Source organism: Streptomyces sp. NPDC055140, assembly GCF_053607285.1.
Genome location: NZ_JBSGTG010000027.1, coordinates 110291 through 121425 on the forward strand (window position 1 = coordinate 110291; position 11135 = coordinate 121425).

General features: G+C 69.7%; 10 protein-coding genes and 1 pseudogene. 6 read left to right on the forward strand and 5 right to left on the reverse strand.

The window, feature by feature from the left end; all coding sequences use genetic code 11:
* Nucleotides 1–548 precede the first annotated feature (548 nt).
* Nucleotides 549–2717, forward strand: a complete 2169-nt coding sequence (locus ACWFR4_RS37235; protein ID WP_453656248.1) for a zinc ribbon domain-containing protein — start codon at nt 549–551, stop codon at nt 2715–2717.
* 95 nt (nt 2718–2812) lie between these two features.
* Here ACWFR4_RS37235 and ACWFR4_RS37240 read toward each other — a convergent pair whose 3' ends face one another.
* A complete protein-coding gene (locus tag ACWFR4_RS37240) occupies nt 2813–3472 on the reverse strand; it encodes an NADPH-dependent FMN reductase (RefSeq protein ID WP_453656249.1) in 660 nt (219 codons plus the stop codon).
* A 185-nt stretch (nt 3473–3657) separates the two neighbouring features.
* Between ACWFR4_RS37240 and ACWFR4_RS37245 the strand changes: the two genes are divergently transcribed.
* Together ACWFR4_RS37245 and ACWFR4_RS37250 are read left to right on the forward strand one after the other, a co-directional pair.
* Nucleotides 3658–4080 (forward strand): hypothetical protein, encoded by a 423-nt coding sequence (locus tag ACWFR4_RS37245; protein WP_453656250.1) that lies wholly within the window; start codon nt 3658–3660, stop codon nt 4078–4080.
* The gene (locus ACWFR4_RS37250; protein WP_453656251.1) at nt 4077–4301 is read left to right on the forward strand and encodes a hypothetical protein; all 225 of its coding nucleotides are present in this window, start codon (nt 4077–4079) and stop codon (nt 4299–4301) included. The genes ACWFR4_RS37245 and ACWFR4_RS37250 overlap by 4 nt, the downstream gene beginning before the upstream one ends.
* 357 nt (nt 4302–4658) lie before the next feature.
* On the opposite strand, the gene ACWFR4_RS37255 is transcribed toward ACWFR4_RS37250, so the two are convergent.
* Nucleotides 4659–7637 (reverse strand): helix-turn-helix transcriptional regulator, encoded by a 2979-nt coding sequence (locus ACWFR4_RS37255; protein WP_453656252.1) that lies wholly within the window; start codon nt 7635–7637, stop codon nt 4659–4661.
* Between the two features lie 149 nt (nt 7638–7786).
* Between ACWFR4_RS37255 and ACWFR4_RS37260 the strand changes: the two genes are divergently transcribed.
* Nucleotides 7787–7975 (forward strand): transposase, encoded by a 189-nt coding sequence (locus tag ACWFR4_RS37260; RefSeq protein ID WP_453656253.1) that lies wholly within the window; start codon nt 7787–7789, stop codon nt 7973–7975.
* A gap of 83 nt (nt 7976–8058) precedes the next feature.
* Here ACWFR4_RS37260 and ACWFR4_RS37265 read toward each other — a convergent pair whose 3' ends face one another.
* From ACWFR4_RS37265 to nthB, 3 genes are read right to left on the reverse strand one after another with little or no spacing between them, the layout of a single operon-like run.
* Complete coding sequence (locus ACWFR4_RS37265) at nt 8059–8424, reverse strand: nitrile hydratase accessory protein (protein ID WP_453656254.1); 366 nt, start codon at nt 8422–8424, stop codon at nt 8059–8061.
* Nucleotides 8421–9020, reverse strand: coding sequence for a nitrile hydratase subunit alpha (gene nthA, locus ACWFR4_RS37270; RefSeq protein WP_453656255.1), 600 nt, complete (start codon nt 9018–9020; stop codon nt 8421–8423). Before nthA ends, ACWFR4_RS37265 begins: the two co-directional genes overlap by 4 nt.
* Complete coding sequence (gene nthB, locus ACWFR4_RS37275; protein WP_453656256.1) at nt 9017–9682, reverse strand: nitrile hydratase subunit beta; 666 nt, start codon at nt 9680–9682, stop codon at nt 9017–9019. The genes nthA and nthB overlap by 4 nt, the downstream gene beginning before the upstream one ends.
* A gap of 271 nt (nt 9683–9953) precedes the next feature.
* Here nthB and ACWFR4_RS37280 point away from each other — a divergent pair, with 271 nt between their 5' ends.
* Together ACWFR4_RS37280 and ACWFR4_RS37285 are read left to right on the forward strand one after the other, a co-directional pair.
* Nucleotides 9954–10898: an NmrA family NAD(P)-binding protein gene (locus ACWFR4_RS37280; RefSeq protein ID WP_453656257.1), complete on the forward strand. Its 945-nt coding sequence runs from the start codon at nt 9954–9956 to the stop codon at nt 10896–10898.
* Between the two features lie 21 nt (nt 10899–10919).
* A pseudogene (locus ACWFR4_RS37285) lies at nt 10920–11135 on the forward strand (ParB/RepB/Spo0J family partition protein); the annotation flags it as partial.

Here is an 11135-nt window from a genome sequence, read left to right on the forward strand (position 1 = left end):
GCTGAGCCGAAGCACGTTAGTTGTCACGTAGGCAGGGTCTTCAACTGGTGGGGTTTTGGCTTAGGGATCCTTACGGATGCTATTTATCAGAGTGTGCGTGCGTCTGTGGGTGACTTCGTCCCGCTTCCTGCGATGGTGTGATCTTCGCGCCTGCTGGGGTTGCGGGTGTTGGCGGGGTCATAGGTTCCTCGTCATGGAACTTCTTCGGTTGGCGGTGGCTGCGCGGCGGGTGGGAGTACATCCGGGCACGCTGCGGCTGTGGGCGAACCAGGGCAAGGTTCCGGTGGTGTGGGTGGGGCGAGAACGGCGTTTCTCCAGCGCGGCGTTGGAGGTACTGACCGGTGGTCCGGGTGCTGTTGACCGACGCGAGGCGCTGTATGTAAGGGTCTCGGCACCAGCGGGCAGGAGTCGTCACTGGCCGCGCAGGAGGCCGAGTTGCGGGCCTCGGCTTGCGGGGCGGTCATCGCGGTGTTCAAGGATCGCGCCTCGGGGTTGCGGGAGTCGCATGGAGAACCCTGCCCCTGGAGCCGGGGTTGCGGGTGAGCGGCGTGGCTAAGTTGGTGGCGACGGCCACATGCACTGCCTACTGCGGTGTGCTGGAGGTCACGGGTGAGCGGGTCGGGCAGCGGGTTCTGCTGGAACGGGTGGGGTTTCTGGCCCGGTTGAGCCAGGACCTGACCGGTTCCCTGGTGGCGTCCCGGTGGGACGAAGACTTTCTGGACGTGCTGGCCGCCGGTCTCGACGCACGGGGCGAGGTGTTGCCGTCCAAGGGCTGGATGGCATGGCGGCGCCTGGAGTGGACGGGCGGGGTCACGGCCCCGGCGGGGGTGTATGTCTCGGACCGGGTACGGCGCGGCGCGCAGGAGTACGCGGCCCGCACCCTGCGCCTGGCCCTGCATCGGCGCACCATCGTTGCCGCGATCCTGGGCACCTGGCCTACCGATCCCCGTCGCCGCACCGAGACGGAGTGGACGGCCTTGCGGGCCGCACTGCCCGCCCGGGTGAGCGGCGCGGAGATCCGTAACCGGACCCGGCAGATCCGCGCCTTCGTGGCTGAGCACGGGCAGTTGCCCGCCGGACTGTGCACCCTGGAAGATCCGCCCCAGGTAGCGCCGTTGGTGCTCCTTGCGGCGATGGACCGTCAGCAGGTCACCCTGGTCCGGATCGACGCAGCCACCGCCCGGCTGCGCGTCAAACTCCCGCTCTGCGCGGCGCCCGCCACGGGAAGGCAGTGGGCCTGGCACGTGCTGGACGTCCGCCTTCCCGGCACCGTCGACACCGGAGCGGTACTGCACACCCCGACCTTGCGTCCCACCCGCACCGGCCGGATCGCTGTCGACCTGCCCCACTCGAAGCCCGCACCCGTCCTCAAGGCGACGGGCCATACGGTGGGTGTCGGGTTCGACTGGGGCGTCAACACCCTGCTCACCGGCGCCCTGGGCCGCCTCACCGGACGCGGCACCGCGAAACGTGTGGTCACCGACGGGCATCCGCTGATCTTCGATGGCACCGGTATCAGCGCGAAACTCCACCGACTGCGCGGGGTCCGTGAGCACCTCGCCGCCAAACGCGATTCCTGCCAGGCCCTGGCCGACGGGCTCGGCTCCCCGCACCTGGGCTGGGGCGAACACGCCGGTCGGGCAAGGGCGCTGGCCATCGAGCACGCGCGGGTGTGTGCCCGCATCCGGCACCTGAACGACGCGCTGGCCTGGGCGGCCGCCCGCTGGGCCGTCGACCAGGCGCTCGCGCTCGGCGCGTGGGTCATCTACCTCGAAGACCTCGCCACCCTCGAGGCTCGCGGCCACCGCAAAGGCAACGCCCGCCTGTCCGGGCAGGTCCGCGGCACGGTGGCCGAGGCGATCCGCCACCTCGCCGCGAAGGCGGGCATCGTGGTGGTCACCGTGCCCGCCCGGGGCACCTCCGCGATCTGTCCCGGCTGCCTGAGCCGGCTCACCCACCACCCCGCCCCCGACCGACTCACCGAACGCGGCTGGAAATGGGCCCACTGCGACCGGTGCGGGCTGTCGCTGGACCGGGACTACGCCTCCGCCCGCCGGATCGTCTCCCGCGGCCTGCTCGCCCAGAGGCACACCGCCCTCGAGCGTGCCACCGGGATCCGGACCATCCGCACCACCGTTGAAGGCACCGTCGCCGTGGTGCGCCGCCCGAAGAAGACCACCCGCCGCCTGCGCCGACAACGCCAGGCCGAACAGGCCCCGCCTCACCCGCGCAGGCCCAACACCACCCCCGGCAAGGGGCACCCCACCCCCAGCAGGCCCAGCAGCCAGGGACGTCGCAACATTCCCCGTGCTGCCGCCACCCCAGGCTTGGGCCTGAGCCCGGGCCCTCAGACTTCCCGCCGTATGCCCGAAGCGCGTACGGTCCCCGCCACCACCCCCACCACAGGGACCATGGTTCAGCGTCCGGCGGGGCATGACACCCAGACACCAGCCGCCATCCAGCCGGTGCCAGGTCATGGAGTGCCCACCCCCGACCAGCCCGAAGAAGAAACTCTCCTTCCGGCCGGCCGAAGGCAGCGGCTCTCACACAGAATCTGTCGGCAACGCACCCGCAATGCCAAGCGGACCGGCTTCCACCACGTGCACGCCACCGAGGTCCACCCCCTCACCTCGAGGTTCGGACCCCACCAAGGCGACCGCACACGGCCACGCCGCGCCCGAAAAGCCCGGAACACTCAGGCAAACACAGAATTCTAGAGACGCTTGTTGTCACTCCGATTGGGCGTTCGGCTCTTGCTGGGAACTGTGTCCGGCAGGGCGATGCTCTCGAACGGCAGGTCAGCAAACGCGGGTCAGTCCTCGCTCCGGCGGGTGACCGGAGCGTCGGTGCGATCGCCGGGGAACTCGTACCAGCGACGCTGCAGGCACACGAACTCCACGTCGGCGCGTACCAGCCGCATGAACCCGCAGATGGTGTCGGCGAGCCGCTCGTGGGAGCCGGGGTGGGCGAGGCGGCCGTCCTCGGTGAAGGCCTCGTACGCGCGGGGCAGGCTGAACATGTCGGGGTAGACCCGTGTCCCCAGGTGTTCCAGCGGGACTCGCAGCGCCCACAGGCCGCGGTTGCCGCCGATCATCGACGGGGAGGACGAGACCAGCAGTGCGTGCTTGGTCTTGAACGGCTGCGGCCGGACTCGGGATACCCAGTCGATGGCGTTCTTCAGCAGTCCTGGCACGGAGGCGTTGTACTCGGGCGACGAGATCACGAACGCATCGCAGCGCTTGATCCTTTCGCACAGGGCCAGGGCACCGGCGGGCAGCCCTTCGGAATCCTCCACATCCCCGTCGTACAGCGGCATGTCGAAATCCCGCATCCTGGCCAGGTCAACCTCGGCACCGGTCTCGGCGATCAGGTTCGATGCCAGCGAGGCGAGCTGCGCGTTGGTGGACCCGGCGCGCAGTGCAGCGCCGAATACCAGGACCCGAACGGGGGCCGACTGAGCGTCCATGGTCATCCTGCGGTCTCTTTCGCCCGGTGGTTGTCCCCGACAGCCAGTTTTCCCCACCTCGGCCTGCTGCACCAGACGACACTCTGCGGCTCCTGAGCGGTGCCACAGGTGGCCGCGCCAGGCACGCTCTGCCACCGACCGGGGCCTCGGGCACGTTCGATGCCATCTGCGCCGGCGACACCCCAGACGCCGTGTATGCAGGTCCCGCCACCGAGCGCGTTGCCGAACAGCTGTTGCGCGAGATACAGCTTGGCGACGCACTGCACGTCACAGGCACCCTCCTTGAGACCAACACGGGCGTCCCGGCCCGGATCATCGTCGGCTCCCTCGAAGTCCTCGTGTCCGCACCGCTCGACGTTATTGGCAACCCCCCGCTACTGGAACTTGCTGAGTGGCGTCTCCCGGGCAAGGAACGCGCGCCAAGGTGGTGGCTTCGTCGGCGTGAGGAAACGACTGGCCGTGAGGTCGACCGCCAATGCATCTGCAGCGTGTCGTTGCTTGAGAGCTGCGCAGGCATACTGGCCGTGGGCTTCGACTTCCGCCGCCCCAGCTCGGCAGGAGCCGACGGCTACGGGCCTGGCCTGGTCGCACCGCCTCCTACACTCACGGGATGAACACCTACGCATGCACCCAGTGCAGCACCGTCGGTCTGGTGGAGGGTTTCGTCGAGGACGCCGGCCAGAACTCCCGCGGGTACGCACGCTGGATCGAGGGCGCGTTGGAGCGGGGGATTCTCGGGGGCGCCAAGCGGATGGGCCGACGACGGCGGCAGATAGAGGCGTTCCGCTGCCCCAAGTGCGGGCACCTTGAGCTGTTCGCCACGGGCGAGGTGTAGTTGGCGCTCGCTCTCCCAGCCGCACTACAGGCGGCTGCGCGTCGCGCGCCGCGTCATCTGGCTTTCGCCACGAGTTTCGGTGTGGCGGATGGTGAGGGTGTACAGCGTCTGGTGCGGGCACTGCCGAACTCCGGCTCGCCGCTTTCGAGCACCCGAAGCAAGGACGCGGTGACGACTCGCCTGCTGCGGCCGATGCGGAGCACACAGCACGGGAACTGCCCCTGGTGAACCAGGTCGTAGTCCTTTGCTCGTGGGAATCCAAATGCCTTGGACGGCTCTTCGACGTTCCCGGTCCCGCCGAGGTGGCCCGGATGTGCGTGGGGCTGTACCGGGCATTGCGCATCGCGCTGTGGCTACTCAGCCCGACGCGCTGGTCTCCGGCTCGATCAGGCCCTCGCGGTATGCGATGCCGACGGCCTCGGTACGGCTCGCGGCACCCAGCTTGGCGAGGATGTTGGAGACGTGGACGCTTGCCGTCTTGCCGCTGATGTACAACTCTTCGCCGATCTGGCGGTTGGTGCGCCCCCGGCCGAGCAGCCGCAGCACCTCGCTCTCCCGGGCGGTCAGGTCGGCGATCCGCTCCCCGGCGGCCGTTGCTTTGGCGAGACGGCCGCGTCGTACCAAGGTGTCGAGCGCCTCGCGCAGCGGGACGGCGCCGAGCCGCACGGCCGTGTCCCGGGCCGCATGTGCCTGCTCGGCCGCCTCTTCGCGGCGGCCGGCGGTGAGCAGGGCCTCCGCGAGCCGCCGTCGGCACCGGGCGAGTTCGTATGGTTCGCCGTAGCCGAACGCGGTCACGGCCCGCTCCCAGGCGGCGACGTCCGGGCCGGTGGCGGCGCGTACTCCCTCGGCTTGGGCGCGGGCCAGCCAGGCCAGGCCCTCGGGTCCCTGCTCAGTGCCGTCTTCGCCGTGGGCCGCTGTGGTTTGGGCCAGCTCCACGAGCTCGGCCGCGGTGTCCGTCCAGCGTCTGGTGCTCGGCGCGTCGCCAGCCAGTCGGGACTCCTCCGCCGCGTCCGCGACGGCCGACAAGGTGAGCGCGGCCAGCCGGACCACGGCGTCGGGCCTGTCGGAGCCCGAGCCCTCCGTGAGTGCGTCGACCGCGGTGCCCATCTGCCGTACACAGTCCTCGGCGTCACCGCGCAGCGCGGCGGCGTCGGTCAGCACGATGCTCGCGACGAGCGAGGCCATCCAGTCCGGGGGGCCGTCGAGCAGTGCACGGGAGCCACCGACCGCCACGTCGAACTCGCCGCGCGCCAGGGCGACGTACAGCGCGGGTGCGGTCGCGAACCCGGACGTGGCCGTGAGGAGGGTGACGTCGTCGGCGGCCGTTCGCGTGCACTCGTCCCAGCGGCCCAGCGTGTAGAGCAGCAGGGATTGCAGATAGCGCAACTCCACGGCGTACGGCGAGGAGAGGAGGCCGGCACGGCGGGCGCGGTCGAGTCCGTCGCTGATCCAGGTCAGGCACGGGTCCATTTCGCCGCACTCGTAGCAACCGATCGCCAGGTTGTACAGCGCCCGCATCTCCACCTGGAGATTCCCGGCGGTGCGGGCCAGCTCACGGGCTCTGAGGAGCCGCTCCCGACCCTGCGGAGTACGCCGGTTGTGCGCCTCGAGACCGACCAGCGATATCACCAGATCGGCCTGGGCGTCAGCAAGCCGGAGCCCCTCGGCGATGTCCAGGGCCTGGCGGGCGACACGTTCGGCGTCCTCGTCACGGCCCACGTAACGGGCCGCCATGACGTGCGTCGCGGCCGCCCACACCCAGGTGCGCGAGGGCGGCTGGGCCGGGATCAGCCCGAGCGCCTCGCTGCTGTACGCGAACGCAGCCTGAAGATTGTCGATCCGCATCAGGTTGCCCGCGAGGGTGTAGCGCACCCGGGCGGCAAGTTCGGAGTCTGCCTCCGAGCCCGCCCGCGCGAGCGCGGAGCGGGTGAGCTGGACCGCGCGATGGGGTTCGCCGGCGTGTGCGGCGGCGGCCGAGGCACGCAGGGTGAGAGTGACCGGGTCGCTGTGCTCGGGGTGCGCGGAGGCGTCCACCACGGCCCACAGTTCGAGCGCGGTCTCCAGGTGCCGCAGTTCTTCGGCGGGTGCGCGGAGGCGCTGGGCGTGGTCGGCGGCTTCGAGGGAGGCTGCCAGCGCGTCGGCCAGGTCGTGGCTCGCGCGTGAGTGATGGGCCCGCTCCGCCGCGCTGTTCGTCGAACGTCCCTCGCCGGCGAGGAGCGCCGCGAACACCCCGTGCAGCCTGACCCGTTCGCCGGGCAACAGATCCGCGTACACGGCCTCGCGGGTGAGGGCGTGCCGGAAAGAGTACGTCGCGTCGTCGTCGGTCACCAGCAGCTGGTGACCGGCCGCCTCGCGCAGCGCCGACTCCAGCTCCTCCTGCGGCAGTTGCACGGCGCCACGCAGCAGGTCGTGCCCGACCCGGCGCCCCGCCACAGCCGCCGTGCGCAGGACCTGCTGGGCAGTCTCGGTCAGCTGCTCGATCCGGATGAGCAGGACGTCGGCCAGGCCGCTGGGCAGCGCGGCTGAGTCCGCGCCCTCGTCGTCCTCGGGCAGCGCGGCGAGCAACTCCTCGGCGTAGAAGGCGTTTCCCTCGGCGCGGTCGACGATGCGGCGAACCGTGCTGTCGGAGACAGGGCCGGTACGTTGCGCGTACACGAGCCGGGCCACGTCCGCGTCAGCCAGCGGGTTCAGTTCCAGCCGGTCGACGGCGGGCAGCCTGACCAACTCGGCGAGCAGGGGCCGCAGCGGGTGACGGCGGTGCAGATCGTCCGCGCGGTACGAGGCGAAGACCGCGAGCCGGTGGGGCGGGCCGCCAGGCGTGGGCCGCTGCAGGACACCCCGGCTGAGCAGAAAGCGGAGCAGGTCGCGAGAAGACTGGTCCGCCCAGTGGAGGTCCTCAATGACCAGGAGAAGCGGGGTCAGGGCCGTCAGGTCGGCGAGGAGTCCAGCGATGCCCTCAAAGAGCTGGAGGCGGCTGCCTGCGTCGGCCGCGGGGCCGGCAGCCGCATCTGTGCCGATCAGGCGCGCCACCGCCGGGTACGCGGCGAAGGCCGGGGCAAACCGTTCGTCGGCGGCCGCAGCGCCGAGGATCTCCGTGAACGGGAGGTATGGCAGGCCGACGTCCCCGAGGTCCACGCAGCGGCCGGTCAAGACGGTCATGCCGGTGGCTGCGGCGTGCGCCGCAACCACCGTCAGCGTGCGGGTCTTACCGACGCCGGCGTCCCCGGCCACGAGGACGGCGCGCGGGTCGCCGGCCGCGGCCCGCTCCAGCACGCCGGTGAGCCGGGTGAGTTCGTCTGTCCGGCCGACGAACGGTGTATCGATTGTCTGGGCCACGGGTCCATCCAAGCACGCCCGGTCGGTACCGCTCGTGTGTCCCCGCTCCCCGGCGTGCGAGGACGCGGTTCGGGTACCGCGAGGGGAGACGTCCAGCTGAGGCTCCCCTCGTAGCGTGGAGTCCGTGACAGCAGGGGATGTTGGTTGTCATGGCGGAGGAGCGTCGAGTGTTCACGGCGGAGTTTCGTGAGGGGGCGGTACGCATCGTGACGGAGGCCGGGAAGCCGGTCCCCGAGGTCGCGGAGGACCTGGGGATCAACGAGACGACGCTGGCGAGCCGGGAATCTTCCAGCTCGGGCGAAGTACGGAATCTGGTGGACGGGCTGGGGGGAAGTTGAGACTTCCTGCGCTCGGTTGCCTGGCCGACCTCCCAAGGGCGCGCCGACAAGTCGGCAGGGAGAACACCGGGAGTGCGCTGCGGTCAGTGCGGGTGGTCGTGGTGGTCGGAGTGGTCACGGTGGTCGTGGCCAGGGAGGCGTTGGGCCAGGGACTGGGCGCGTGTGATGACCTCGTCCGTGGACACGGCGCACAAGCCCGTGAGGACGTCCTCCAGGGCGGCCAGCCAGAGCCCGTAGTAGTTGTACGGTTCGTCCTGCTCCGCCGAGGCTTCCCAGGCGGCGATCCGGGCGATCAGTGCGGCCTGGAATTCCGGCCAGGTGAACGCTCCCGCGTCGTACAGGGTGACGGCCATCCCGAAGGCACGGCTCTCCCACGGCTCGGCGAACACCAGCTCGCCGTTGGAGCGGGGCGGTGCGGCGGGGCCCTCGATGTCCAGAGGTGCGGTCATGGTGCCGCCACCTTGGCCACGCCGACCATTGCGTCCCTCGTCACCAGAGGCACGAGTTGTTCCTCGGCCAGATGCTCGGTGCCGGACGGCTGCTCGGGCAGCACCAGCCAGCGCACTTCGCTGGTGGAGTCGCGGACGGTGATCCGTACATCGTCGGCCAGCTCGAGTCCCATCTCAGACAGCACCGCGCGTGGTTCCTTCACCACCCGGGCGCGGTAGGCGGGATCCTTGTACCAGCTCGGCGGCAGGCCGAGCACCGGCCAGGGGTAGCACGAGCACAGCGTGCAGACCACCACGTTGTGCGTGGTCGCGGTGTTCTCCACCACGACGATGTGCTCGCCCTGGAACCCTCCGAAGCCCAGTTCCTTGATGGCGGCCGTGCCGTCCTCGAGCAGTCGGCGACGGTACTCGGGGTCCGTCCAGGCCCTGGCGACGACCTTTGCGCCGTTGAGCGGTCCGATGTTGGTCTCATAGGTGGTGACGAGCCCGTTCATCGCCTTCGGGTCGATCAGGCCCCGCTCGGTGAGCAATTGCTCGAGCGCCTCGGTGCGCAGGGCCGGGGGAAGATGCCCGGCCGATCCGGCGGTGGTGGTCATGAGGTGGTCTCCAGGTAGCTCTCGAACATTTCTACGGTGAGCTCGAACGGCTCGGCGTCGGGGCCCCACAAGTCATGTGAGTCGAAGCGCACCGAGTAGACGTACTGCGGGTTCTCGCCCAGGAAGTGCGCGTTGGTGTCCGGCAGTACGCCGGCGGGCTGAATGATGTCGACAATGCCGACATGCCCTCGCACATAGCGCGGCAGTCTGGTGTGTCCGGACGGCGACATGTCCTTGGCGCGCACGCGCTCGCCGACGGCGAAGGCGGGCGCGGTGCCGAGGAAGCGCAGTGTGCCTTCGGCGGTCGGCGCGTAGTCGGGCTTGGCCGGCTCCGGGATCGGGGGCTCCTCCACGTGCTCGCCGCGGAGGTTGCGGGCGCGGGCGTCGACCGCGCCAGGTGCCAGGATGGCGCTGTCGAGGAGTCTCAGCTCTCCGGCGTTGAGCCAGCGCCCGTAGTAGCCGTCGTCGATGTAGTGCGCTCGGTCAAGGCGCTCCAGCGCGTGCCGAAAGGAGTCCAGGTTTCCCCCGGACACCCTGTTCGAGAGGATCGCGAGCGCGAATGCCCGGCCCTGCCAGGGCTCTGCGAAAACAGGTTCATCCTGTCTCGGCGGATGCATGGTGCCCCAGCCTGGGGCTCCTCCCATGTCGGCAATACCATCCATGGTCGGACCTCTCTTTTGCCAACAATAGCGGGCATAGTTAGATGAATTGTATTTGGGTGATACCTCTGGCGTCACGGTATGAGCTGCGCTCCCAAGCCGCTGATTGCGGCGCTGCCGCGCATGCGTCGGGCTCATTGCCCCGCGTGCCCGGGAGTGGCGGCGGGCGAGAGGATGGGCCAGCAGGTCAGGCCTTGGACGCATGCCGATCTCTTCGCCAGGGCTGGACGTCACCCCGGTTGCGCCCCGGCCATGCGGGCCGCAGGCTCCCCCCATGGACTACAGCCCAGAATCAGGCATGCAGCCCATTCTGGTGACCGGTGCTGCGGGCAGCGTCGGGGCCGTCGGCAGGACCGTGGTCCAAGGTCTACGGCGCCGGGGCCTCCAGGTCCGCGCTCTGGTGCGCCGGGATGACGACCGTGCCCAGGCGCTGCGCGCGACGGGTGCCGACGTCGTGGTCGGAGATCTGACGCGTGCCCGTGATGTCGCCGACGCCCTCGACGGCTGCGGTCGGATGTATTTCGGCATGGCCGTGTCGGCACAGTATCTGCTGGCCGCCGTGACCACGGCAGCGGTCGCGCGCGCCCACGGAAGGCTGGAGGCGTTCGTCAACATGTCGCAGCTGACCGTCTCCGAGATGGACGCCACCAGCGGCTCCGAGTCGCATCAGCATCGTCAGCAGTGGCTGGTCGAACAGGTTCTCGACTGGTCAGGCCTGCCCGTGGTCCAGGTCAGGCCCACCGTCTTCATGGAGAACCCGCTCTTCCAGACCGTGTTTTCCTCGATCGCCAAGGACGGCACCATCAGGTGGCCCTTCGGCAAGGCGAAAACCTCCCCGATCGCGGCCGGTGACGTTGCCGCGGTCGTCGAGGAGATTCTGGCCAATCCGGCCGGGCGCATCGGCCGGACCTATGAGCTGACCGGTCCCCGATCACAGGACATCGCCGCTTTGGCCACGGAGATTTCCCATGCTTTGCACCGCACGGTCGGCTACACCGACGTCCCGTTGCAGGAATGGCTCGACAACGATCTCGGGGCGCTGGGACTGCCGGACCATGTCCTCCAGCACATCTCCACCATGGCTCGCCTACACGCGGCCGGCCGCTATGACCGCCAGGCAGACGGCATGGCAGAGGTAACCGGGCGGTCCGCTGCAGGAGTAGCCGATTTCGTCCGCAAGAACCCCGAGCTGTTCACTCGGTCAACGACCCGGGACTGAAAGTCTCGGGTGGTTGACGTCATGCTCAGCGCCGGCGAGGTCTCAGAGCGAGATGGCCGCGCTCTGGCACGGCACTTCGAGGAGAACTCAAGCCGTGGCGCAGCCGAGCTGCTCGCCTACCTCGAGTCCACCAAGCAGTCCGCGGAACAGCAGAAGGAGGAGGAACAACGCCTGTTGGCCGCCGGACGTGAGGCATTGGCACAAGTCGGTTCCGGGGACTTGTTGTCCGCGGACAAC